The organism is Pantoea sp. S61 (assembly GCF_016625145.1).
GTDB lineage: Bacteria > Pseudomonadota > Gammaproteobacteria > Enterobacterales > Enterobacteriaceae > Pantoea > Pantoea rwandensis_B.
The window spans coordinates 48992-74694 of sequence record NZ_JACVUO010000002.1; the positions used below are offsets into that span (position 1 = coordinate 48992).

Below are 25703 nucleotides of genomic sequence, written 5' to 3' on the forward strand. Positions count from 1 at the left end.
GGCACCGAATGCCGTAGCTTGCGCGTTTATGCGCGACGCAACAGCCAGATAAAATACGGCGCGCCGAAGAAGGTCGCCATTAAACCTGCCGGGATCTGATCCGGGAACGCCAGCATCCTGCCGCACCAGTCTGCAAACACCATCAATCCGCCACCTAATAATCCCGCCATCAACACCTGCGGTAATGCGCGCCTGAACCCCAGCATGCGCACGATATGCGGCGCCATCAAACCGACAAAACTCAACGGGCCGATGGTCAAGGTCGCCGTGGCCGTTAACGCCGCCGCCAGCAGCAGCAGGGCCAGACGCGAACCCGTTAATGCCATCCCCGCTGAACGTGCCGTCGCACTACCCAGCGGCAGCAGTGTGAGCCAGCGGCTCGCCAGTGGCGCGAGCGCAATGAATACGATACCCACCACGGCGCTTTGCACTGCCTGCGGCATATTGATGTTGTAAGTTGAACCGGAAATCCAGCTCAGCAGGCCGCCCATGCGCGGATCGCCACTCGCCATTAGCACCATCAGCAAGGTGACAAAGGCACTGTTGAGCGCCATGCCCGCGAGCAACATACGCTCCGGTGAGAAACCTCCGCGACTGGCGACCAGCATAATCACCAGCAGTGTCAGCGCCGCGCCTAATGCGCCAGCGGGCAGCAACCACGCCACGGCGTCACCCGGCACAAAGAACATCATCACGACCACACCACAGGCCGCGCCGGAACTGATGCCTAACACTTCCGGACTTGCCATCGGGTTACCAGTGAGACGCTGAATCAACGCACCTGCCACACCCAGCATCATCCCCACGACTAACGCCGCCAGCACACGTGGTGCACGCCAAGGCAGCAGTTGATGTAGCATCTCGCCACTCACCCAGGTCCAGCTGTGTGCATCACGACCAAAGGAGATACCGATAACGCTCAGCAGCGCCAGCACCCCAAGGCCAATGACACACCACAGCATTACCTTTTGGCGTTCTGCCGGCACCTTGTCACCCATATTCATCGCCGGTGGAACCGAGCCGGTACGTAAACGCGGCAACAGCCACAGCAGAATCGGTACGCCAATCAACGCGGTCGCTGTGCCAGTGGAAACCTCGCGCCAGTGGCTGGTTAGCCATAATACGCACTGATCGGCCAGCCACAGCAGTAAGGCACCAATCAGCGGAGCCAGCAGCATGCGGCTGAGTAAGCGACGCCCTCCGAGCATTTTCGCCAGCAGTGGTGCAAACAGCCCGATAAAACCGATAATCCCGGCGACGTTCACCAACTGCGCACTCAACAGAATCGCCAGAGCGAGTGCGCCGACGCGCGCAGCAGACAGTGCCAGACCGAGGTTTTTTGCTACGCCGTCATCAAGCCCCATGAGCGTCAGGGGACGCAGCAATGCCAGCGCCACGACAAAAGCCAGCAACAGACGCGGCCACAGCATGGCGACGTTGTGCCCATCCATCTGATTCAGTGCGCCGGTGCTCCACAGGAACATATTCAGAAGTTGGTCGTGATTAAAGATGGCAAAGATTTGATTCACCGAGCCGGCATACAGGCTCAGGACCAGCCCGGCGAGGATCAGCGTCACGGGTGACAGCCGTTTGCCCCAGGCCACGCCAAATACCAGGATGCCCACCAGCACTGCGCCCGCCATCGCAGCAAATTGCTGCGTCAGCTCACCGCCCGGTAAGTGCCAGAGCGTGGCGACCGTAATACCGAGCTGTGCGCCGGATGACACACCCAACGTGGTCGGTTCCGCCAGCGGATTGCGCAGCACCTGCTGAAACAGTAAACCGGCCAATCCGAGACCTGCCCCCACCAACAGCGCCAGCGCCAGACGCGATAACAGGCTGTGATGGAACACCACCTGTTGGATACTGTTGATGTCCGGCGCAAAGAAGGCTTGTGACCACTGCGCCGTTGGCAGCGCGTCACGCAGATTGATAAAGGTCAGCGCCAGCGCCAGTAAAAACATGCTGCTTAGCAGCATCACAGGAAAGAGACGATGGCGCATCAGTGCGACTCCAGCGCGTGTTCCAGCACGCGGACAAATTTCAGCGCTGAATAGGTCGCGCCGTAATACCAGACGGCAGGCACACGCTGGAAGCGGCCCGCGCGGATAAACGGCAGCGCCTGCCACAGCGCAGTTTTCATCACCTGCTGCATGTCACGATCGTTATCGTGATCAAAACAGATCACCTGCACATCGCCGACATCGGCTAATCGCTCAAGCCCAACCACGGCACTGCCCCAGAAATTGGTTTCACCCTGCCAGGCGTTACTCAGGCCAAGGATTTCCATCACTTCGAGGAACAGACTGTTGGTGCCAAACGTGATGGCGTGACGGCTGTCCATCAATGACATCAGCAGCACCGGACGATCTGCCCAGGGTTTAAGACGCTCGCGCGCTGCCGCGAGCTGCTCATCCAGGAATTGCAGATGCTGTACCGCCTGCGCTTCCCGTCCCAGCCGGGCACCGAGCGCATGCAGTGATTTGCGAGCAGTACTTAACGGTTTGCCGTCCCCGCTATTCAGATCAAAGCCCATGGTCGGCGCGATGCGATCGAGTTTATCCAATCCCGGACCGTAGCCGTTGGAGTGCAGAATTAAGGAAGGTTCGAGCTGCGTCATCAGTTCCAGATTGGGTTCGGTGCGCAGGCCGAGATCGATGGTGCTGGCGGATAGCATCGGCTCGCCAACCCAGATGTTGTAGTTGCGCAAATCAGCCACACCGAGCGGCGATACACCGAGCGCCATCAGTAGCTCAACGGGTAGCCATTCCAGCGCCAGGATGCGCTGCAGATCGGGCGTTGCCGCACGCATTGGGGCAACGTTCATCAGTGGCGTCAGTGCCAGCGCCGTCAGCAAGCGACGGCGTGAAATGTCGAACATGGCGAGGCCTCAGTAAACAAAACTGACGGGAGCACCGCCTTGTGGATGGGGTAAGATGCCCATCGGAATACCGTAGATATTGCCCAGCACATCGGCCTGCATGATGACTTCAGGCCCGCCTTCCGCAATCATTTCGCCGCCTCGCAGCGCCACCAGACGGTCGCAATAACGTGCCGCCATGTTGATGTCATGCAGTACGGCAATCACCGTTAACCCGCGCTCACGGCTGAGACGTTGAATCAGTGCCAGCACATCAACCTGATGGGCGATATCCAGCGCTGAAGTGGGTTCATCCAGCAGCAGGCAGCGGCTATTTTGCGCCACCAGCATCGCCAACCACGCACGCTGACGTTCGCCGCCGGACAGGCTATCGACCAGACGCCCGGCAAACGGTTTCAGTCCCACCAGCGTAATCGCTTCCTCTACGCGGTCGCGATCTTCCTGGCCATAGCGGCCTAGCGCACCGTGCCAGGGATAACGACCAATCGCCACCAGCTCACGCACCGTCATCCCTTCTGCCGCCGGTAACTGCTGCGGCAAATACGCCACCTGGCGCGCAAAATCTTTGCTGCCCCAGTTCTCCACCGCATCGCGGTTCAACAGCACCTGGCCTTCACTCGCCGCATGGTGACGCCCCAGCATTTTCAGCAAGGTGGATTTACCCGAGCCGTTGTGGCCAATCAGCGCCGTCACTTTACCCGGCGCAAAGGTGAGTGAAAGTGGATGCAGCAACGTGCGCCCAGGCACGCGAAAGCTGACATTATCCAGCGTGAAGGTGGTTTCTTCGTGGTGCGGATGCTGCATGGTGATTCCTGGTTAATAAGCACAAAACCGATTTGATTCTGAAGGGGCGGCCCTGAGGCCGCCCAAAATCACAACATCTTCGTCCTGACGAATCAGAAGCGGAAGGTGGCAGTACCAACGATTTGACGTTCAGCGCCCCAGTAGCAAGCGTAATCACGGTAGCAGCTGGCCACGTATTCACGATCGAACAGGTTGTTGATATTAACACCCACAGAAGAGCCTGGCAGACCGAAACGGCCGAGGTCATATTTCAGCGCTGCGTCGACGGTGGTGTAACCTGCTACGTCGAAGTTTTGGTTTGAGTTACTGCCATTCTGTGTATTCTCTGCATATAACCCTTTGCTTTCACCTACATAACGCACACCTGCACCCAGTGTCACACCTGACAATGCAGTTTCGTGGAAGGTGTAATCCCCCCACAGCGATGCCATATGCTTCGGCACCTGCACTGGTGTTCTACCTTTCAGCACTGTGTCTTCAGTGTATTCGGCATCGGTATAGGTATAAGACGCCGTCATGTTGATGTTGGCGTTCAGTGCTGCCTTGGCTTCCAATTCAACACCGCGTGAACGGATTTCACCGCTCTGCACGCTAAAGTTAAGGTTGTTTGGATCGGCGGTGAGGTTCTTGGTTTTAGTCAGCTCATACACTGCTGCTGTCACAACAACCGGACGATCTTTTGGAACGTACTTCACACCGGCTTCATACTGCTTAGCACGCGATGGATCAAACGGCTGGCCAGATGCGGTGGTGCCTGAGTTAGGGATAAAGGACTCGCTGTAGCTAAAGTACGGCGCAATACCGTTATCAAACACATAGTTCAAACCACCACGCCAGGTGAAAGCCTGATCGTGATTTTTTACTTCGGTATTGCCATTACGATTTAGTGCTGAAGTCATCGCATAATCGTAGCGGCCGCCTAAGGTCAGAACCCAGCGGTTCCATTCCATCTGGTCTTGAGTATATAGGCCGGTTTGCTCCTGGCGATTCAGATATTGATAAGGGAACGCAGCACCATCTAGTGCATCATTACCGTAATGAGGATTGGTCGCACTAATAGGAAATGCTGAGCCAAACGCCGCATCAATGTCATTACGCGTACGCTGATAATCGACGCCCATGAGTAATGTATGGTCCAATGCGCCAGTTGCGAATTTCGCCTGTGCCTGAGTATCGACAGCAAATTGATTAAGCTTTTCGTCGGAAACGGCTGAACCACGATTTATCTCAAGTGTATCGGCATTGAAACTGCTGCCATAAATACTGCGGTAATTGGTTCTCAAATCCGCATAACGCAGATTCTGGCGCACCGTCCAGGTATCATTGAAGCTGTGTTCGAAGTTGTAGCCCACCATTTTTGTGTTACGCGAAATCTTATTGCTGTCTTCGCCTTCATCAAAGTTGGTGGGCAGTTTGTAGCTGCTACCGTCCGGGCGGGTAATGCCGACCACGGTGCCCTGACGCGGCAACCAGCCGTAATAACCGGTTTCCGGCTCGTTCTGGAAGTAGGTCAGCAAATCAAAGCGGGTATTGGCATCCGGACGCCAGCTGAACGAAGGCGCGATGGTATAACGCTTCTCTTTGTTCATATCCTGCTGCGCGTCTGCACTGCGAGCCAGACCGGTCAGGCGATAGCTGTACACGCCGTCATCATCCAGCGATCCTCCGAAATCGAAGCCGGTAGAGAACAGGTTATCGGTGCCCATCTGGAACTGCACTTCACGCAGTGTTTCCTGCGTCGGGCGCTTGCTGACCAGTGACACCACGCCGCCTGGGTTGCTCTTGCCGTACAACACTGAAACCGGGCCACGCAGCAGTTCCGCACGCTCAAGGAAGTAAGGATCGATGGCGAACTCGGAGTAGTTGTCACCCTGCAGTTTCAAACCATCGAGATACTGGTTGGTGTTGGTTTCACTAAAGCCACGAATCGACAGCGCATCGATCACACTGGAGCTACCGCGGTTACCGGTCAGCACACCCGCCGTGTAATTGAACGCCCCTTTCACGCTGGTCACCGCGTGCATCGCCATCTCTTCCTTCGTCACCACCGAAACCGACTGCGGGTTTTTCTCAATGGGCGTATCCGTTTTCGTGCCGGTGGCACTGTGCCTGGCGGCAATGGTAGGAGCCGGGCCCCAGGCGCTTTCCTGCGCAACGGTGTTACCGCCATTGGCGGTCACCACCACGGTATCTTCTGCCAGCGCCTGCGCGCTCAGCGTACCCAGTGTTAAAGAAATCAATAAAGCGAGCGGACGACGGGAAGTCGCAGCACGCGCAGAACAAGGATTGAAATTTCGCGCATTCATAAAAAAGGATCTCTCGAAAAAGGAAACGATGCAGGCGAATGAAAACGAGAATGATTATTAGACGCACGAATTTTAGGCGAAGTCCTGCAAGATCCGCAAGATGTAATGGCTATTGGCGGTGCGTTTGCGACCAGATCGTGCATATCCATGATTGCGAATAACAATCGTGCAGACGTAAAAAAGGGCGCCGAAGCGCCCTGTGCTTTCTGCAGCTAACTATTTGCTGCCGAACATATCTTTGATCCAGCCTGCTACGCCATCAGCATCTTTTTGCTCGTCCTGCGGCTGCTGAGGTGACTGCTGCTGCGGTTGCGACTCTTGCTGCGGTTGCGACTCTTGCTGCTGTTGGATCTGCTGCTGCTGTTGCTGGCACAGCGAGGCAGGATCCAACGTCCACACCGGCAGCGAACGCCAGGTGCTGCTGCCCGAACCACAGACGAAGTTACCGGCGGAATCGACATTCATCTGCGTAATATCTTCCGGCGGTGTCAACTGCAGCGGCATCGGGGCCTGGTTATCGAGATAGCGACGATAAATTTGCATCGCTCCGCTCGCACCATACAGCTTCGAGGTTTGGTTATTGTCGCGGCCCACCCAGGTGATGGCCACTTCTTTGCCATCAACGCCCGCAAACCAGCTGTCGATCAGATCATTGGTGGTACCCGTTTTACCTGCCAGATGGGCATTAGGATAACGCGCGCCCAGCGCCCGCGCCGTACCGTGATCGGCGACCTGCTGCATGCTGTACAACGTCAGATAAGCCGCCTGTGCCGGTTCGACACGCTGCGCCTGCGGGAAGCTCTGATACAGCACAGTCCCATCTTCCGCAATCACCGAGCGCACCGCAGAGAGATCTGCGCGGTTACCGCCACTGGCAATCGACTGGAATGCCTGAGCGACTTCAATCGGTGTCAGGTTCAGGGCACCCAGCAGCATCGCTGGCACCGGATTCAGCTGATCCTTCGGTACGCCGAGCTTCGTCCAGGTATCAACCACGGAATTCAGCCCTAACGTCATACCCAGATTAACCGTTGGCACGTTCATTGAGTTGGTCAGCGCATCCACTAACATCACTTTGCCACTGAAGCGCTTGTCGTCATTCATCGGTTTCCAGATCGATCCATTAGGCTGTTTCAGCGCAATCGGTTCGTCGGCAATCCAACTGTTCAGACGATAGGTATTGGGTTGGCCTAAGGCAGTGAGATAAGTCGCCGGTTTAGCCAGTGAACCGATAGAACGACGCGCCTGCAGCGCACGGTTGTAACCGGCAAACTGCGGATCGGCACCGCCCACCATCGCGCGCACTTCGCCGCTGAAGCGGTCAACCACCACCATCGCGGTTTCCAAATCCTTCAGACCGCGCTGTTTCTTCAGTGCCGGAATGCCATCTTCCACCGCTTTTTCTGCGGCATCCTGCGAAATCGGATCCAGCGTAGTGAAGATCTTCACGCCAGAGAGATCTTTCACCTTGTCGCCCAGTTTAGCCTGCAATTCGTTACGCACCATCTGCATAAACGCAGGCTGAGGCGTAATCACCCCGCCTTTCGGCTGCACGCCCAGCGGACGCGCTGACAGCATGTCGTACAGCTCCTGATCGATGACATTCTGCTGTTGCAGCAGACGCAGGACCAGGTTACGACGCTCCAGCGCCAGTTTCGGGTTGCGCCATGGGTTATACAGCGACGCCCCTTTCACCATGCCGACCAGCATCGCCTGTTGATCGAGGCTCAGCTCATCCACCGGACGACCAAAGTAATACAGACTTGCCAGCGGGAAACCACGGATCTGATCGTTGCCTGCCTGGCCGAGGTACACCTCGTTGAGATACAGCTCAAGGATGCGATCTTTGCTGTAGCGCGCATCCATGATCACCGCCATGTAAGCTTCACGCGCTTTACGCCAGAGTGAACGCTCGTTGGTCAGGAACAGGTTTTTCACCAGCTGCTGCGTCAAGGTACTGCCGCCCTGCACCGCTTTACCGGCGGTGATATTGGCAAGGAATGCACGACCAATCGAGTACGGGCTAATGCCGTCGTGTTCGTAGAAGTGGCGGTCTTCGGTCGCGATCAGCGTGCTGACCAGCAGATCCGGGAAGCCCGCGCGCGGCACGAACAGACGCTGCTCACCGTTCGGCGATTGCAGCATGGTGATCAAGCGCGGATCGAGGCGGAAGAAGCCAAAATCACGCCCGGTATCGAGGTTTTTAATCTCGCTCAGTTCGTTGTTGCTGAACGTCAGACGGGCGTTGATCTGGCCCTCTTTGCTGTCCGGGAAATCAAACGGACGACGCAGCAGATCGATGGTGTTGCCTTTGACGCTAAATTCGCCCGGACGGGTAATGCGCGACACTTCGCGATACTGCGTGCCTTCCAGCAGCGCAATCATCTCTTTTTTGTCGTACGACATCCCCGGCTCAAGGCTCACCATGCGGCCGTAAACAGCGGCAGGCAACTGCCACACTTTACCGTCGATGCGGCTGCGGATTTCTGAGTCGAGATAGATGCCCCAGGCAACCATCACTACCACAAAGACCAGGAAAAGCTTAATTAACCAGCCTAACCAACGACGTTTGCCGCGTGGCGGACGTTTTCCTTTCCCTTTACCTTTTGGTGGCACCGGTGTGCTCTCCTCATCATCTTCGTCAAAATCGTCCTGATCGATATCATCATCAAGCTCCTTGCGGCGACCCCGGCGCGCAGTGGTGCGCGGCGGCTTTGGCGCTTTTCCTTTACGCCCAATAGGTTCGCGATCGTTCCCAGACATGCTTTTATTCTCCAGGCATAGCTACGGCTGCGGCCGTTACTCTAACTGCTTTCTCGTGCTGCGCATGGCAGAACCCTCTGAATTCGATCCACAGCGTGTCACGATGAAAATTTCTTGGTGCGCCTTGTCGGTAAGGCGCTGGCCGGATCGTCGGGCCAGGGATGTTTCGGATAGCGTCCTTTCATCTCTTTTTGCACTTCTGGATACGCTCCCCGCCAGAACGCTGCAAGGTCACGGGTGATCTGCAACGGCCGGTGCGCGGGTGAGAGCAACTCCAGCACCAGCGGAATGCGGCCTTCGGCCACCGCGGGATTTTGCGCTTCACCAAACATCTCCTGCATACGCACTGCCAACGCCGGAGGCTTTTCAGCATCGTAACGTATAGGCAGGCGACTTCCGGTCGGCACAGTGTAATGAGTTGGCAGCACAGTATCCAGCCGCTGACGTTGTGACCATGTCAGCAAATGTAATAATGCGCTGACAAGATTGACGCCCTGCAGACTCCTGAGATCGCGCACGGATCCCATCTCGGGTAACAGCCAGCGTTCAAGCGAATCGAGCAAACTCTCATCATCCAGCGCTGGCCACGCCTCTTCCGGCAGCCAGGCCGCGGCACAGTGCAAGCGCAAGCGCAGCTGTTCGGCTTCGGGGGTCCAGCCGAGTACCGAGAGCCCTTTTTCGCGGATCCAGCGCAACATCGCCGGGTGTAAAATCTCCGGTTCCGGTCGCGCCTGCGGCTGTGCTTTTAGGACCAGCGCACCCGCGAGTTCCCGTTTCCAGGCGCGCAATGTCCCTTTCTCTTCATCCCATTCCACATCAATGCGCTGCGACACCAGTTCAGGACATTGCTGGCGTAACGCACTTATCTCTACCGGCAGCGCCAGTAACATGCGGGCTTCGGCGGCACTGGCGCCCTGTAACAGGGTCGGCGCGATTAACCACTCATAGCGGCTCAGGCCATCCTGTTCATCCAGCATGGCGCCAATACCGTTAGCCAGCTGATAGCGTGCGCTTTCGCCTCGCCGCTGCGCCAGACGATCGGCAAAGCCTGCCACCAATAATGCGGGGAAGAGATCGGGATCGGCGCGGCCATCGCTGGCATTCAACCGTTGCTGCCATTGACGCGCGCGCCTTTGCCAATGCGGCTGGGGTCGATTAAGGGCGTCGCGTAAATCTGCACTACCGTTGCGCGGTGGGTCTTCCAGTATCGCCACCAGCAGAGCGGCACTGGCGATGGCATCGTGGCCCTCTGCCGCACAAAGAATCGCCGTCAAACGCGGATCGCTGCCAAGCGTCGCCATTTTACGGCCGCGCGCGTTAAGCCTGCCGTTTTCTAATGCGCCTAAGCGCGTGAGCAAAGCCTGTGCCGCTCGCAAGCTGCGTGGCGGTGGCGCGTCCAGCCAGCAGAGCTGTGACGCATCCTGGCAACCCCATTGCAGCAAATCGATCTGCAGCGCGGCCAAATCGCTATTGAGGATTTCGGGTTCACTTTGCGCCGCTGCACGCATCGCCTGCTCCTGCGGCAACAAATGCAGGCAAATGCCGGGTTCAAGACGCCCGGCTCGCCCCGCACGCTGGGTCATGGAAGCCTGGCTGATGCGTTGCGTTTGCAGGCGCGTTACGCCGCTACGCACATCAAACTGTGCCGAACGCTCCAGTGCGCTATCCACCACTAAGCGGATACCTTCAATGGTGAGACTGGTTTCGGCAATGTTAGTGGCGAGCACCACTTTGCGGCGACCGGCGGGCGCAGGCAGAATCGCGCGACGCTGCGCATCCAATGAGAGCGCACCATATAAAGGAGAGAGATCCACGTCTTCACCGACGCGGGATTCCAGCTCGCGCTTCACGCGCTCAATCTCTGCCACGCCAGGCAGGAACAACAGCAGCGAGCCCGACTCCTCACGCAGCAACTGCGCCACTTCTCGCGCCACCGCTTCGTCAAAACGCTGTTGCGGGTTGAGAGAGGCATAACGGCGTGTCACCGGAAAGCTGCGTCCTTCAGAGACAATAAAAGGCGCAGCAGGCAGCAGCTGACACAACCGATCGTTATCCAGCGTTGCGGACATCAGCAGAATTTTCAGGTCATCGCGCAGCCCCTGTTGTACATCCAGCAGCAGCGCCAGTGCTAAATCGGCCTGCAGACTACGCTCATGAAACTCATCGAGGATCACCAGCGACACGCCTTCAAGCATGGGATCGCGCTGCAGCATGCGTGTCAGAATGCCTTCGGTCACCACTTCCAGTCGCGTATGGGGGCCGCAGCAGTTTTCGCCGCGCATACGGTATCCCACAGTGGCTCCGGGCTGTTCACCCAACTGATCCGCCAGGCGCTGCGCCACATTACGCGCCGCCAGACGACGCGGCTCAAGCATAATGATGCGCCCCGTCAGCACCGACTGCTGTAGCAATTGCAGCGGCAGCCAGGTCGATTTTCCCGCGCCGGTGGGTGCCGCCAGTAAAACTTGTGATGACTGAGACAATGCATCCAGCAATGCAGGCAGCACCTCACTTACCGGTAATTCACTCACACTTAACTCCCACTCTGCCTGTGCTAACATGGCGCGCATTGTAGCACTCAACGGCCACGTCACCATGTCAATACAACGTCTGTTTTTTGCCCTCGAACTGCCCGCGGCGCTCCAGCAACAGCTGGTACAGTGGCGCGCAGATCACTTTGCAGAGGAGGCAGGAAAACCGGTGGCCGCCGCCAATCTACATCTGACGCTGGCGTTTCTGGGGGATGTCAGTGCTAAGACCTCGCAGCAGTTACAGCAGTTAGCTTCGCGCATTGTCCAGCCCGGTTTTAGCCTGGATTTGGATGATGCGGGGCACTGGCCGCGCCCTGGCGTCGTGTGGCTTGGCTGCCAACGTGCGCCGCGCGGCTTGTTGCAGTTAGCCAGCTTGCTGCGTGCTCAGGCGGCACGACACGGCTGCGCGCAGAGTGCGCAGCCTTTTCATCCGCATATCACCCTGTTGCGCCACGCCACACAAAAAGTGGCCTTACCACCGCGCGGCTTTCACTGGCGCTACGATGTCAGTGACTTTGCGCTGTTCTCATCGACTTTTAGTCAGGGACGCACCCGTTATCGGCGGCTGGCGCGCTGGCCATTGCCTTCTTCGTCAGGAGCCTGAATGCAGTTTGATCCACCGCTAAAACCCGCTCGTCTTATCGCGCGCTATAAGCGTTTTCTTGCCGATGTCGTGACACCAGAGGGTGAGACACTGACCATTCACTGCGCCAATACCGGCGCGATGACCGGCTGCGCCACACCGGGTGATAACGTGTGGTATTCCACTTCAGACAGCACCACGCGCAAGTATCCGCACAGCTGGGAACTGACCGAGACACAACAAGGCCACTGGATCTGTGTGAACACCCTCAGAGCCAATCAACTGGTGCGTGAAGCCTTAACCCTTGACGCGATTCCAGAATTGTCCGCTTACAGCCACTGCCAACCTGAAGTGAAATACGGTACGGAAAAAAGCCGAATTGACTTCCTGCTGCAAGCGGAGGGCAGATCAAACTGCTATATTGAAGTCAAGTCCGTCACCCTTTTACAGCAGGGTAAAGGCTTTTTTCCGGATGCGGTGACGGCTCGGGGACAGAAGCATCTGCGCGAACTCAGTACTATCGCGGCAGAGGGTCATCGAGCTGTTTTGTTGTTCGCCGTTCTGCATACGGGGATTGAGGACGTCTCCCCGGCGCGCCATATCGACGCACACTACGCAGAACTACTGGGACAGGCTCAACGCTGTGGAGTGGAAGTGTTGGCGTATCAGGCTCAGATTTCACCTGCTCAAATGTTACTCACTCAGCCCGTCGCCGTGACGATTAACGCAGAGTTGTAATATTTATAGCAATTTGCTGTGATAGGAATATTCTGGCCGGTGCGCTAAATACGCTGTTCCTCACAGGCTTGTCAAGGTGCGAATATGAATAATTGCCAACCTTGACTGCTTCTGCTATTTATAGCGGCCTGTTTTTTCCCTGATGGGAATCGATATACCCCTTAATAATTCGCGTTGCAGGCAGTCGGTGGTCATTTAGCCAATGCACATGCAACCTGAAGTATGACGGGAAGGGCGTGTTATCCAGGAGAAACAACATGCAAGAAGGGCAAAACCGTAAAACATCGTCCCTGAGTATCCTCGCCATCGCTGGTGTGGAGCCGTATCAGGTGAAACCGGGCGAAGAGTATATGAACGACGCCCAACTGAGCCATTTCCGCAAGATTCTGGAAGCCTGGCGCAACCAACTTCGGGATGAAGTAGACCGCACTGTGTCACATATGCAGGACGAAGCTGCTAACTTCCCGGATCCGGTAGACCGTGCCGCACAGGAAGAAGAGTTCAGTCTGGAATTACGTAACCGCGATCGTGAGCGTAAACTGATCAAAAAGATCGAAAAAACGCTGAAGAAAGTGGATGACGACGATTTCGGCTACTGTGATTCTTGTGGTGTAGAAATTGGTATTCGTCGCCTTGAAGCGCGTCCGACCGCCGATCTCTGCATCGACTGCAAAACGCTGGCTGAAATCCGCGAGAAGCAGATGGCAGGCTAATGGCCGTGAGCAGACTGTCGCCGCACTGCCGGGAAAACCACTGTTTTCCCGACGTGCGGTGCACCTCAAAATGACCGCACTCCTCTCCTCCTGTGTTGGGCGCTTCGCCCCCTCTCCTTCTGGTGATCTGCATTTTGGTTCGCTGATAGCCGCATTAGGCAGCTATCTGAGCGCACGTGCGCAACAAGGCCGCTGGCTGGTGCGCATTGAAGATATCGATCCACCACGGGAAGTGGCAGGCTCAGCCACGCGCATCCTGCAACAGCTGGAACACTATGGCCTGCATTGGGATGGCGACGTGTTATGGCAGTCGCAGCGCCATGATGCCTACCGGGAAGCGTTGAGCTGGCTGCAACAGCATCGTCAAAGCTACTTCTGCACCTGCACGCGCAGTCGTATTCAGCAGCTCGGGGGCTTCTATGACGGCCACTGCCGGGAATTGCATCTCCCCGCAGAAAACGCCGCGCTGCGTTTGCGTCAGCATCGGCCGGTGTATGGCTTTGACGATCGCCTGCGTGGTCACTTAGCCGCCGAACCCTCGCTGGCGGAAGAGGACTTTATTATCCATCGTCGGGATGGGCTGTTTGCTTACAACCTGGCGGTGGTGGTGGATGACCATTTTCAGGGTGTAACGGAAATCGTTCGTGGGGCAGATTTGATCGAACCCACGGTGCGTCAAATCGCGCTCTACCAGCAGTTCGACTGGCCGGTGCCGGCATATCTGCACCTGCCGCTGGCCATCAATGACGAGGGTAATAAGCTCTCGAAACAGAATCATGCGCCCGCTTTACCCGCGGGGGACGCGCGTCCATTACTGGTGCACGCGTTGCGTTTGTTGGGTCAACCGATACTGGAGGGTTGGCAAGATGCCACCACGGAGCAATTACTGAAGCACGCAGTGGCTCGGTGGAGTATCCAACTGATCCCACAACAGAACGCGCGAATAGCGGATGAGGCGACATCGCCATTCCTAAATGGTTCGCAACAGGCTATGATTAGCCGCTGATTTATTAACACCCTTTTTATCACTGTCGAGGTGTCCCATTTTTACCCGAGTCGCAAATTTTTGCCGGAGAGTCCTCAAGCGTGACGAGGAAGCGCCTGAAGAGGTGGAAACTGAAAGTCTGATGACCGTCATTCCCCGTGAAAGCCATAACATCTCACGCAAAGATATCAGCGAAAACGCCCTTAAAGTGCTGTATCGCCTGAATAAAGCCGGTTTCGAAGCTTACCTGGTAGGCGGCGGCGTGCGCGATTTGCTGCTGGGTAAGAAGCCAAAAGACTTTGATATCACCACCAACGCCACGCCTGAGCAGATGCGTAAGCTATTCCGCAACTGCCGCCTCGTGGGCCGTCGTTTTCGCCTGGCGCACGTGATGTTCGGTCCTGAAGTGATCGAAGTCGCGACCTTCCGTGGTCATCACCAGGAAGAAGCGGAAGACGATCGCAACAATTCCCAGCGCGGCCAGAACGGCATGCTGCTGCGTGATAACATTTTTGGCAGCATCGAAGATGATGCGCAGCGCCGCGATCTCACCATCAATAGTCTGTATTACAGCGTGGCGGATTTCTCCGTACGTGATTACGTGGGTGGGTTGCAGGATCTGGAAGACGGCGTGATCCGGCTGATTGGCGATCCAGAAACGCGTTACCGCGAAGATCCGGTACGTATGCTGCGCGTGGTGCGTTTTGCCGCCAAGCTGGAGATGCGCATTGCCGCGGAAACTGCCGAGCCGATTCCTCGCCTGGCGACGCTGCTGAATGACATCCCGCCTGCGCGTCTGTTCGAAGAATCCCTCAAACTACTGCAAGCCGGTTACGGATTCCGTACCTATCAGATGATGCGCGAGTACCATCTGTTCCAGCCGCTGTTCCCTACCCTGACGCGTGGCTTCACTGCCGAGAGCGACAGCCTGATGGAGAAAATGCTGGCGCAGGTGCTGAAGAACACCGACAACCGCATTCAGAACGATATGCGCGTCAATCCGGCCTTCCTGTTTGCCGCGATGTTCTGGTATCCGCAGCTGGAATCGGCCCAACGCATTGCGCAGGAAAGCGGACTGACCTATTACGACGCCTTTGCGCTCTCGATGAATGAAACGCTGGATGAAGCCTGCCGTGCGCTGGCAATTCCTAAGCGTATCACTACCTTGATTCGCGATATCTGGCAGCTGCAGCTGCGCATGTCGCGTCGTCATGGCAAACGCGCCTGGAAGCTGATGGAGCATCCTAAATTCCGTGCCGCTTATGATCTGCTGGCGCTGCGAGCCGATGTGGAAAACAACCGCGAACTGCAAAGCCTGACCCATTGGTGGGGCGAGTTCCAGGCGGCGGCTCCGGTCGAGCAGAAAACCATGATGAACACGCTGGGCGATGATCCGGTGGCACCGCGTCGCAAACCGCGTCGCCCGCGCCGTCGTCCAACCGGCCCACGCCGCGATACCAATAGCGCATCATGATTCGCGTTTACCTCGCATTAGGCAGTAATCTGGCCGATCCGCTGCATCAGGTTGATGCAGCGCTGGCCGGGCTTGATGCGATACCGCACACCTCGCGCGTTGCAACGTCTTCACTGTACCGCACACCACCGTACGGCCCGCCAGATCAGCCTGATTACCTGAATGCGGTGGTCGCGCTGGACACCACGCTGGAAGCTGAAGCCTTGCTCGATCATACGCAACGTATCGAGCTGGAGCATGGGCGCGTGCGCAAAGCGGAGCGCTGGGGACCGCGCACCCTCGATATCGACATCATGCTGTTTGGTCAGCAGACGATTCACACGCCACGCCTCACCGTGCCGCACTACGACATGCACAACCGCGCGTTTATGCTGGTGCCGCTGTTAGAGATCGCCCCAGGCCTGCGCTTGCCCAACGGTCAGCCACTGACCGGCATCCTCGCCACGCTGGATCGCAGCACCATCCGCTTGTGGTCTGAGTAAGCCGCAATAATCGCACTACGGTCGTATCGCCTTTTCAATCAATCCAGTACACTGCGCGCATCAGAAAACTCTGGAGTGTACGATGAAACCGACAACCATCACCCATCTACGCCAGCTCAAAGCCAGTGGCCGCAAATTTGCCACCCTGACGGCCTACGATTTTAGCTTTGCCCGCCTGTTTGCCGATGAAGGCATTCAGGTGATGCTGATTGGTGACTCCCTTGGCATGACCGTGCAAGGCCATGAATCCACATTACCTGTCACCGTGGCGGATATCGCTTATCACACCGCTGCCGTGCGCCGTGGCGCGCCGAATGCGCTGGTGATGGCCGACCTGCCGTTTATGAGTTACGCCACACCGCAGCAAACCTTCGATAACGCCGCTCAACTGATGCGTGCCGGTGCCAACATGGTGAAGCTGGAAGGCGGTGAATGGCTGGCAGACACCGTGCGTATGCTCACCGAGCGCGCCGTGCCGGTCTGTGGTCATCTGGGCCTGACGCCGCAGTCAGTGAACATCTTTGGCGGCTACAAGGTGCAGGGCCGTGATGAAGCGGGCGCTGAGCGTTTGCTGGCCGATGCACTGGCGCTGGAAGCCGCTGGAGCACAATTGATGGTGCTGGAGTGTGTGCCGGTGGCGCTGGCAGATCGCATCACCAAAGCGTTGAGCATTCCGGTCATCGGTATTGGTGCGGGTAACGTCACCGATGGACAGATTCTGGTGATGCACGATGCCTTTGGTATTACCGGCGGTCATATTCCAAAATTTGCCAAAAATTTCCTCGCGGAAACCGGCGACATTCGCGCGGCAATTCGCCAGTATATTGCCGACGTTGAGGCGGGCATCTACCCTGCCGCCGAACACAGTTTCCAGTAAATCAGGAGATTTGCAGTGCTGATTATTGAATCGCTGCCGATGCTGCGCCGAGAAATTCGTCGCTGGCGGCAGGAAGGCAAACGTATCGCGCTGGTGCCCACCATGGGTAACCTGCATGACGGCCACCTGACGTTGGTGGATGAAGCGCGCGAGCGAGCCGATATTGTGGTGGTCTCGATTTTCGTCAACCCGATGCAGTTTGAACGCGCCGATGACCTGGCGCGCTATCCTCGCACCTTGCAGGATGATTGCGAGAAGCTTAATCGCCACAGCGTCGATTTGGTATTTGCCCCTGCGCCAGCGGATGTTTATCCCAAAGGGCTGGATAGCCAAACCTTCGTTGAAGTCCCCGGGTTATCATCACTGCTGGAAGGTGCCAGCCGCCCTGGTCACTTCCGCGGTGTTTCCACCATCGTGAGTAAACTGTTCAATCTGGTGCAGCCCGATATCGCCTGTTTTGGCGAGAAGGATTTCCAGCAGCTAGCCATTATTCGCAAGATGGTGGCTGATATGGGCTTCGATATCGAGATTGTTGGTGTACCGACCGTGCGCGCGCAAGATGGTTTGGCATTGAGTTCACGTAACGGCTACCTCACCAGCGAAGAGCGCGCGATCGCCGCCGGTCTGAGCCAGGTGATGAACAGCATGGCCGAGCGTCTGAATAACGGCGAGCGCCATGTCGAAGAGATTATCGAAACGGCCGAGGCCGCATTGCGTGAGAAAGGTTTCCGCCCTGATGGCCTGGCCATTTGCGATGCCGACAATCTGCAGCCGCTGACGGTAGATAGCCAGCGCGCCGTCATTCTGATGGCCGCCTGGCTGGGCAATGCGCGCCTGATCGATAATCAGCAAGTGGATCTGACGGAGTAATCTCCGTCGTTTAATCGCAGCTTAACAAGGTTATTCGTTATGATTCGTACCGTGTTACAGGGCAAACTGCACCGCGTGAAAGTCACTCAGGCAGATTTGCACTACGAAGGCTCCTGCGCCATCGACCAGGATTTTCTTGATGCGTCCGGCATTCTGCAATACGAAGCCATCGACATTTATAACGTCACCAACGGTCAGCGCTTCTCGACCTACGCGATTGCCGCTGAGCGTGGGTCGAAGATCATCTCCGTCAACGGTGCCGCCGCCCGTTGTGCCTGTGAAGGTGACATCATGATCATCTGCTCTTATGTGCAGGTGGAAGATGAAGTCGCCCGTAGCTGGCAGCCCAAAGTCGCTTATTTCGAAGGCGACAACGACATGAAACGCATCGCCAAAGCGTTGCCGGTTCAGGTGGTTTGATACAACGGGGGCGGCCATTAGGCCGCCCCCCATAAAACTTAAGTACGCAATCCGCGACCGCGCTGAATCAACGCATACACCAGTACGTAAAACACCACGATAAAGGCAATCAGCACTGACAGGGTAAACACCAGCGGCACATCATTGATGCCGAGGAAACCGTAGCGGAATCCACTGATCATATATACCACCGGGTTCAGTTTTGACACCGCCTGCCAGAACGGCGGCAGCAGCGTCAGCGAATAGAACACGCCTCCGAGATAGGTTAACGGCGTCAGCACGAAGGTGGGGATCAAGCTGATATCGTCAAAGGTACGCGCAAACACCGCATTCAGCAGGCCAGCCAGCGAGAACAGAATCGCAGTCAGCAACAGCGTCAGGGCCACCATTGACCAGGAATGCACGTGGAACGGCACAAAGAACAGTGAAATTGCTGTCACCAGAATGCCAACGCACACCCCACGCGCCACACCACCACCGACATAACCGGCGATAATGATGTGCGTGGGCACCGGCGCCACCAGCAGCTCTTCAATATTGCGCTGGAATTTAGCGCTGAAGAACGAAGAGGCCACGTTGGCGTAAGCGTTAGTAATCACCGCCATCATGATCAGGCCCGGCACGATGAACTGCATATAGCTGAAGCCATGCATATCGCCGATGCGTGAACCAATCAGATTACCGAAGATGATGAAATAGAGCGTCATGGTGATCACCGGTGGCACCAGCGTCTGAATCCAGATGCGGGCAAAACGGTTGATCTCCTTGGCCCAGATACTCTTAAGCGCCACCCAGTATAAATGTGTCATGCTTTCACTCCTTTACCCTGGGTCAGGCTGACGAACAGCTCTTCAAGGCGGTTCGCTTTGTTACGCATACTCAGCACCTGCACACCCTGCGCACTCAGCTGGCTGAACACGCTGTTGAGCCCCTGCTCACGCATCACTTCCACTTCCAGCGTAGAGGTATCCACCAGACGATACTGGAAGCCTTCCAGCTGCGGCAGCGGGCTGCGCGGCGCCAGATCGAGGATGAAGGTTTCCGATTGCAGCTTCGACAGCAGGCCTTTCATCGAGGTGTTTTCCACCAGCTCACCGCTCTGAATAATGCCGATATTGCGGCACAGCATTTCTGCCTCTTCCAGATAGTGCGTGGTGAGAATAATGGTGGTGCCTTTGATGTTGAGATCTTTCAGGAAGGTCCACATTGAACGACGCAGTTCGATATCGACGCCTGCGGTCGGTTCATCCAGAATCAGCAGTTTTGGCTCGTGCATCAGCGCACGTGCGATCATCAAACGGCGTTTCATCCCGCCCGATAGCATGCGTGCACGCTCGTTGCGTTTGCCCCACAGATCGAGCTGGTTAAGATATTTTTCCGCGCGCTTGTTGGCTTCAGCTCGCTCCACGCCGTAATAACCTGCCTGATTGACCACAATCTGCATCACGGTTTCAAACGGGTTAAAGTTGAACTCTTGCGGAACCAGACCCAGCTGGCGTTTCGCATTGACCACGTCTTTTTCCAGGTCATAGCCAAACACCCGCACGCTGCCGCCGGATTTATTCACCAGCGAACTGATGATGCCGATAGTGGTCGATTTACCCGCGCCGTTTGGCCCGAGCAGTGCGTAAAAATCGCCTGCCTCAACGTTGAGATCAAGCTTCTTCAGCGCCTGAACGCCGCCGGGATAGGTTTTGGTGAGCCCGGAAAGTTCCAGTGCATAAGTCATTGCGAATCCATACCCTGTTGTAGTGACATCAAAGCCCTATGAAATGATAGTGCGCTCACGCCGAGCATGCGGGGTTATTCAGAGATAACGAATGAAAAATCAAAGATGAAGCGCTGAGCGATAACCCGCGACACTTTACCACTCTGCATGCGGCAGGGGAACGCAAGCGCAGCCCGTTAGTCAATGACTCGCGGGCTGCGCATCTTATCGCAGGCTGGCGGGGTTAGCCTTGGAAGATTGTGCGGTTATTCACCGGTCGGGATAACTTTGCCAATATACGGCAGATGACGATAGCGCTGCGCGTAGTCGATACCAAAGCCGACCACGAACTCATCGGGAATGGTGAAGCCAACGTATTCCACGGTGACGTCCACTTCACGGCGCTCTGGCTTATCCAGCAAGGTGCAGATAGCCAGTGATTTTGGCTCGCGCAGGCGCAGGATCTCGCGCACTTTGCTCAGCGTATTGCCGGAATCGATGATGTCTTCCACGATCAGCACATCTTTGCCGCGAATGTCCTCATCCAGATCTTTCAGGATTTTCACGTCGCGGGTCGATGACATACCGCTGCCATAGCTGGAGGCGGTCATAAAGTCGACTTCATGCGGGACATCGATGGCACGGCAGAGATCGGCCATAAACATAAAGGAGCCACGCAGCAGACCCACCAACACCATTTCGCTGCCGCTGCTGCGGTAGTGTTCGCTAATCTGCTTGCCCAGTTCGGCAATACGGGTTGCAATCTCCTGCTCAGAGATCATCACGTCGACGGTGTGTTTCATTGCATTCGCCTGGTTAAGGTTTTCAGAAAGCCACGAAGTCTATCATAGTCGAACCAGCCTCTAACGCCGCGCACAGAACGCAAACGATACCGTGGCAAAATTTATTGCGCTGACCTTAACTACAGAAAACCCACCCGCACTCTCACCGGTAATCTCTGGAGATCCTATGGCCGCTTCACCCAGTAAAAAAACACAGATTGGCACCCACGATCTGCATCCGGAAACGCAGATGCTTAATTACGGTTACGATCCGCGGCTATCGGAGGGCGCAGTCAAACCTCCTGTATTCCTGACTTCAACTTTTGTGTTCAACAGCGCCGAAGAGGGACAGGACTTTTTTGATTTCGTCGCCGGACGCAAGCAGCCGCCGGAGGGCAAGAGCGGTGGGCTGGTTTACTCACGCTTTAACCATCCCAATAGCGAGATTGTGGAAGATCGGTTGGCCATCTATGAACAGGCAGAAAGTGCCGCGCTGTTCTCCTCCGGAATGTCGGCCATTGCGACCACGCTGCTGGCGTTTGCGCGGCCAGGTGAAGTGATTTTGCATTCACAACCACTGTACGGCGGCACTGAAACGTTGCTAAGCAAAACGCTACACGATTTAGAAATTAAAGCCGTGGGCTTCAGCGATGGCACCGATGAAGACAAGGTTTATGAAGCAGCCAAACTGGCGTGGCAGCGCGGTCGTGTAGCCCTGATTCTGATTGAGACGCCGGCCAACCCGACCAACAGCCTGGTGGATATTCAGCTAATGAAGCAGGTGGCAGATGTGATCACCCAGCAGCAAGGTTCACGCCCGATTCTCGCCTGCGATAACACCTTGCTCGGCCCGCTGTTTCAACGCCCTTTGCAGCACGGTGCAGACTTGTCGCTCTACTCGCTCACCAAATATGTCGGCGGCCATTCGGATCTGATTGCCGGTGCGGTGCTGGGCAGCAAAGCGCTGGTGAGCAAGGTGCGATCGCTGCGCAGTGCCATCGGCACCCAGCTTGATCCGCACTCCAGTTGGATGATTGGACGTTCGCTGGAAACGCTGTCGTTGAGGATGGAGAAAGCCGCCAGCAATGCAGAAAAAGTCGCCGCGTTTCTACGTGGTAACCCGCAGGTGGAAAAACTGCACTGGCTGCCCTATCTCGATGCGGACAGCTCCGCGGGAGAAACCTTCCAGCGACAATGCAGCGGCGCAGGTTCCACGTTCTCTTTTGATATCAAAGGTGGCCAGCCGGCAGCGTTTCGTTTTCTCAATGCCCTTGGGTTGTTTAAATTGGCCGTGAGCCTGGGCGGTACCGAATCACTCGCCAGCCATCCGGGCAGCACCACCCATTCCGGCGTGCCGCAGGAGGTACGCCAGCGTATTGGCATTACCGATGCCACGGTACGTTTATCGATTGGTATCGAACATGCTGATGATTTGATTGAGGATATCCGGCTGGCACTGGAAGCGGCTCAGGCCTAATCCCTTGCCCGGCACGCTCATTAAGTGAATGGCGGCGTTGACCACGCATCGGACAGCAGGATAAGGCTGCCCGATGTCCACGCTTGCATCCTGATGCTGAGCATTAAAATACGCCGCTTATGCCCTTGTGTTGCTCAATACCCTGCAGCGAAGCTATTTTAGCTTCGCTGCTGTACGGCAATCACTTAGCCGACGGTAAAGCCCAGCATCATGCCGGTGTCTTCATGCTCCAGCAGATGACAATGCGCCATATAGGCGTTCTCCGCATTGGCAACGTAGTTAAAACGCACCAGCACTTCACTGCGCCAGCCGTTCACGCTCACCATATCTTTCCAGCCAGCACGATGCGGCGCTGGTGGCTTGCCGTTTTCTGACAGGATGCGGAACTGGGTGCCATGAATGTGGAACGGATGCAGCATGGCGTCGCCCTCACCAGAAATGGTCCATTTTTCCAGCTTACCCAGTTCGGCATTGAACATTGGCTTGGTCATATTAAACGCCTGGCCGTTGATTTTATTGCCGTTATGGAAATCATAAGTCGCCGTTTTTCCGTGATCCATCGGCATGCTGCCATGGTCCATCGTCATGGCGCCGCCGCTCATTTTCATGCTGCCATGATCCATCTGCATCGCCCCGCCCTTCGAGTCCATGCTGCCGTGATCCATTTTCATCCCGGCCATGGCTTGATGACCGTAACGATCCATCAGCGCCTGCATGCCTTGTTGATCCAGCTGCGGATCCATCATCAGTTGTAGCCAGCGACTTTGCACGCCTTCCACTGATGGCAGCGGCGGCAGATCCACCAGCTTATCCGGCATAGAACCACTCGCCATCACGCGCAGTGGCAGAATTTGCACCAGCGGCAAGGGTTGATCAAAGGGGGCCAGCGTCATGCCCATCTGCGTGACTGGCAGCGTCACCATGTCGAAGGTTTTGCCGTCTGAGGTATCAATCATCACTTCGAAACGCTCGCCAGGCAGCAGCGGCAGGCTATCCACTTTTACCGGCTCGGCCAGCAAACCGCCATCGCTGGCAATCACGTACATCGGGCGCTTATCACTGGTGGCGATATCCAGCGAGCGGGCATTGCAGCCGTTCAACAGACGCAGTCGCAGCCAACCGCGTGGCACCGCTTGCTGCGGATACTGCACGCCGTTGGTTAACATCATGTCACCAAACCAGCCCACCGCCGCGCGCATGATGTCGAGTTGGTAATCGATTTTTGTGCCGTCCTGGGTCAGCTGTTTATCCTGGAAGATCAGCGGCACGTCATCTTCGCCCCACTGCATCGGCAGACGCAATTTGCCGGAATCCTCGTCCTCTAACAGCACCAATCCCGCCAGCCCCTGCGCCACCTGATAGCCGGTTTTGCCATGCTGATGCGGATGGAACCAACAGGTGGCAGCCGGTTGATCGGGCGTAAAGGTCACCTGACGTGAAGCACCGGGCGCAATCAGTGCTTGCGGCCCACCATCGACATCGCCAGGAATTTCCAGACCGTGCCAGTGCAATGTCGTTGCTTCCGCCAGCCGATTATGAATATTCACCGTAACGGCTTTCTCGCGCGGCAACCGCAGTGCCGGGCCGAGCAGACTGCCGTTATAGCCCCACGTCGGGACGGATTTGCCGTTCCATTGGCTGGTGCCACTCATCGCGGTCAGCGTGTACGCTCCGCGTGCATCGGGCTGCAAAATAGAGGGGATCGGTAACAGCGGGCGCGTAGCCGCCATTAATGAACGACTCCACAACGGCAGCGCACCTGCCGCGCTGAGTGCGGCGGTCAACTTTAGAAAATGACGACGTTGCATATTCTTATCCTTGTCGTGAATAAGGGCACAGCGTAAACCTTTACCCTGCGGGAGGGTCAAGCCCCTTAACAGAATGCGCTGATAAAAACCGTGGGAATGCCCCATTTAGGCAAATTTAGCGGAATCCCTGCAATAACTGTGCTAACGTCAATTCATTGCCCCTTGTTGAGAATGATTATGACGAAAAGCATCAAGATCCTGCTGCTGGCGGGACTCCTTGGCTTCTCCTCCACCAGTTTTGCCCTGAGCGAATCCGAAGCAGAAGATCTGGCCGATCTGACCGCGGTGTTTGTTTACCTGAAGAACGATTGTGGCTATCAGGATCTGCCCGATGCGCAAATTCGCAAAGCGCTGGTGTTTTTTGCCCAGCAGAACCGCTGGGATCTGAGTAATTACAGCAACTACAACATGAAGTCGCTCGGCGAAGAGAGTTACAAAGATTTGAGCGGTATCGCCATTACCAATGACAAGAAGTGTAAGTCGCTGGCACGTGACTCGCTGAGTCTGCTCGCTTACGTCAAATAGCCCGCCATCCCGCTCTGCTGCTGAAGATTTGACCGTGCAACCACGGTCATATTTCGCTATGCTTTTTCCCCTAATTTCATGGCGATGACTTTCGAGGAGAGCCCCATCATGGCCCAGAATGAAATGTGGTATGAGACGCTTCATGCCGGATTTGGACAGTATTTCACGGTAGATAAACTGCTCTATCGCGACAAAACGGCGCATCAGGATCTGGTGATCTTTGAAAATGCCGCTTTTGGTCGTGTCATGGCGCTGGACGGTGTGGTGCAAACCACCGAGCGCGATGAGTTCATCTACCACGAAATGATGACCCACGTACCAATCCTGGCGCACGGCAAGGCGAAACGCGTGCTAATCATTGGCGGTGGCGATGGTGCCATGCTGCGCGAGGTCTCACGTCACCAAACGATTGAACAGATCACCATGGTTGAGATCGATGCCGGCGTGGTGAGTTTTTGCAAGACGTATCTGCCCAATCACAGCGCCGGTGCCTATGACGATCCGCGTCTGAACCTGGTGATTGATGATGGTGTGAATTACGTCACCCAGACGCAAGAGAAGTTCGACGTCATTATTTCCGATTGCACCGATCCCATCGGTCCCGGCGAAAGTCTGTTTACCTCCGAATTCTATGCGGGTTGTAAACAGGCGCTAAATCCCGGCGGAATCTTTGTGGCACAGAACGGCGTCTGTTTCCTGCAGCAGGAAGAAGCGATCAACAGCCATCGCAAACTCAGTCACTACTTCTCTGACGTCAGCTTTTATCAGGCGGCGGTCCCCACCTATTACGGCGGTATCATGACGTTTGCCTGGGCAAGCGACAACGAGACACTACGCCAGTGGGATGCAGCCACCCTGCAATCACGCTTTGACGACGCTGGCCTGCGCTGCCGCTACTACAATCCCGCGATTCATGTCGGTAGCTTTGCCTTACCGCAATATCTGCTGAATGCCTTGTCGTGTGAGGAGTGACGAA

General features: G+C 56.3%; 22 protein-coding genes. 12 read left to right on the plus strand and 10 right to left on the minus strand.

Annotation, left to right across the window (positions count from 1 at the left end):
- Positions 1-26: 26 nt before the first annotated feature.
- The 6 genes from fhuB to hrpB form a co-directional block, all read right to left on the minus strand.
- On the minus strand, positions 27-2003 hold the full coding sequence (gene fhuB, locus IAE30_RS05635; protein ID WP_200678443.1) for a Fe(3+)-hydroxamate ABC transporter permease FhuB: 1977 nt from the start codon (positions 2001-2003) through the stop codon (positions 27-29).
- Entirely contained in the window at positions 2003-2881 is an 879-nt protein-coding gene (fhuD, locus tag IAE30_RS05640; protein ID WP_200678444.1) for a Fe(3+)-hydroxamate ABC transporter substrate-binding protein FhuD, read from the minus strand. The genes fhuB and fhuD overlap by 1 nt, the downstream gene beginning before the upstream one ends.
- A 9-nt stretch (positions 2882-2890) precedes the next feature.
- Positions 2891-3685 carry a Fe3+-hydroxamate ABC transporter ATP-binding protein FhuC gene (gene fhuC / locus IAE30_RS05645; RefSeq protein ID WP_160868774.1) on the minus strand — a complete coding sequence of 265 codons (795 nt, stop codon included), beginning with the start codon at positions 3683-3685 and terminating at the stop codon, positions 2891-2893.
- A gap of 92 nt (positions 3686-3777) precedes the next feature.
- Positions 3778-5991 (minus strand): ferrichrome porin FhuA, encoded by a 2214-nt coding sequence (fhuA, locus tag IAE30_RS05650; protein ID WP_200537454.1) that lies wholly within the window; start codon positions 5989-5991, stop codon positions 3778-3780.
- Between the two features lie 216 nt (positions 5992-6207).
- Complete coding sequence (gene mrcB / locus IAE30_RS05655) at positions 6208-8754, minus strand: bifunctional glycosyl transferase/transpeptidase (RefSeq protein ID WP_200678452.1); 2547 nt, start codon at positions 8752-8754, stop codon at positions 6208-6210.
- 98 nt (positions 8755-8852) lie between these two features.
- Positions 8853-11324: an ATP-dependent helicase HrpB gene (gene hrpB, locus IAE30_RS05660; RefSeq protein ID WP_200678453.1), complete on the minus strand. Its 2472-nt coding sequence runs from the start codon at positions 11322-11324 to the stop codon at positions 8853-8855.
- Between the two features lie 25 nt (positions 11325-11349).
- Here hrpB and thpR point away from each other — a divergent pair, with 25 nt between their 5' ends.
- The 9 genes from thpR to panD all read left to right on the plus strand — a co-directional run bounded on the left by thpR (position 11350) and on the right by panD (position 18427).
- Positions 11350-11889, plus strand: a complete 540-nt coding sequence (gene thpR, locus IAE30_RS05665) for an RNA 2',3'-cyclic phosphodiesterase (RefSeq protein ID WP_200679080.1) — start codon at positions 11350-11352, stop codon at positions 11887-11889.
- The gene (gene sfsA / locus IAE30_RS05670) at positions 11890-12606 is read left to right on the plus strand and encodes a DNA/RNA nuclease SfsA (RefSeq protein ID WP_200678455.1); all 717 of its coding nucleotides are present in this window, start codon (positions 11890-11892) and stop codon (positions 12604-12606) included.
- A gap of 257 nt (positions 12607-12863) precedes the next feature.
- Complete coding sequence (gene dksA, locus IAE30_RS05675) at positions 12864-13319, plus strand: RNA polymerase-binding protein DksA (protein ID WP_034829547.1); 456 nt, start codon at positions 12864-12866, stop codon at positions 13317-13319.
- Between the two features lie 70 nt (positions 13320-13389).
- Complete coding sequence (gluQRS, locus tag IAE30_RS05680; RefSeq protein ID WP_200678457.1) at positions 13390-14325, plus strand: tRNA glutamyl-Q(34) synthetase GluQRS; 936 nt, start codon at positions 13390-13392, stop codon at positions 14323-14325.
- 37 nt (positions 14326-14362) lie between these two features.
- A complete protein-coding gene (gene pcnB, locus IAE30_RS05685) occupies positions 14363-15778 on the plus strand; it encodes a polynucleotide adenylyltransferase PcnB (protein ID WP_205625007.1) in 1416 nt (471 codons plus the stop codon).
- Entirely contained in the window at positions 15775-16260 is a 486-nt protein-coding gene (gene folK / locus IAE30_RS05690; protein ID WP_200678459.1) for a 2-amino-4-hydroxy-6-hydroxymethyldihydropteridine diphosphokinase, read from the plus strand. The genes pcnB and folK overlap by 4 nt, the downstream gene beginning before the upstream one ends.
- An 82-nt stretch (positions 16261-16342) precedes the next feature.
- Positions 16343-17137 carry a 3-methyl-2-oxobutanoate hydroxymethyltransferase gene (gene panB / locus IAE30_RS05695; RefSeq protein ID WP_045816819.1) on the plus strand — a complete coding sequence of 265 codons (795 nt, stop codon included), beginning with the start codon at positions 16343-16345 and terminating at the stop codon, positions 17135-17137.
- Positions 17138-17152: 15 nt separating this feature from the next.
- A complete protein-coding gene (panC, locus tag IAE30_RS05700) occupies positions 17153-18007 on the plus strand; it encodes a pantoate--beta-alanine ligase (protein WP_038648994.1) in 855 nt (284 codons plus the stop codon).
- 39 nt (positions 18008-18046) lie between these two features.
- Complete coding sequence (gene panD / locus IAE30_RS05705) at positions 18047-18427, plus strand: aspartate 1-decarboxylase (protein ID WP_200678461.1); 381 nt, start codon at positions 18047-18049, stop codon at positions 18425-18427.
- A gap of 38 nt (positions 18428-18465) precedes the next feature.
- On the opposite strand, the gene IAE30_RS05710 is transcribed toward panD, so the two are convergent.
- From IAE30_RS05710 to hpt, 3 genes are all read right to left on the minus strand, one after another.
- Complete coding sequence (locus IAE30_RS05710) at positions 18466-19236, minus strand: ABC transporter permease (RefSeq protein WP_034829563.1); 771 nt, start codon at positions 19234-19236, stop codon at positions 18466-18468.
- A complete protein-coding gene (locus tag IAE30_RS05715) occupies positions 19233-20156 on the minus strand; it encodes an ABC transporter ATP-binding protein (protein ID WP_034829565.1) in 924 nt (307 codons plus the stop codon). The genes IAE30_RS05710 and IAE30_RS05715 overlap by 4 nt, the downstream gene beginning before the upstream one ends.
- Before the next feature lie 245 nt (positions 20157-20401).
- Complete coding sequence (hpt, locus tag IAE30_RS05720; protein WP_034829567.1) at positions 20402-20938, minus strand: hypoxanthine phosphoribosyltransferase; 537 nt, start codon at positions 20936-20938, stop codon at positions 20402-20404.
- Between the two features lie 166 nt (positions 20939-21104).
- Here hpt and IAE30_RS05725 point away from each other — a divergent pair, with 166 nt between their 5' ends.
- On the plus strand, positions 21105-22394 hold the full coding sequence (locus IAE30_RS05725) for a cystathionine gamma-synthase family protein (RefSeq protein ID WP_200678463.1): 1290 nt from the start codon (positions 21105-21107) through the stop codon (positions 22392-22394).
- A 185-nt stretch (positions 22395-22579) separates the two neighbouring features.
- Here the strand turns inward: IAE30_RS05725 and cueO are convergent, their stop codons facing one another.
- Complete coding sequence (gene cueO / locus IAE30_RS05730; protein WP_200678472.1) at positions 22580-24202, minus strand: multicopper oxidase CueO; 1623 nt, start codon at positions 24200-24202, stop codon at positions 22580-22582.
- A gap of 177 nt (positions 24203-24379) precedes the next feature.
- Here cueO and IAE30_RS05735 point away from each other — a divergent pair, with 177 nt between their 5' ends.
- Both IAE30_RS05735 and speE read left to right on the plus strand, forming a co-directional pair.
- Positions 24380-24727, plus strand: coding sequence for a YacC family pilotin-like protein (locus IAE30_RS05735; protein WP_007888732.1), 348 nt, complete (start codon positions 24380-24382; stop codon positions 24725-24727).
- A 108-nt stretch (positions 24728-24835) separates the two neighbouring features.
- Positions 24836-25699, plus strand: a complete 864-nt coding sequence (gene speE / locus IAE30_RS05740; protein WP_045816816.1) for a polyamine aminopropyltransferase — start codon at positions 24836-24838, stop codon at positions 25697-25699.
- Positions 25700-25703 lie beyond the last annotated feature (4 nt).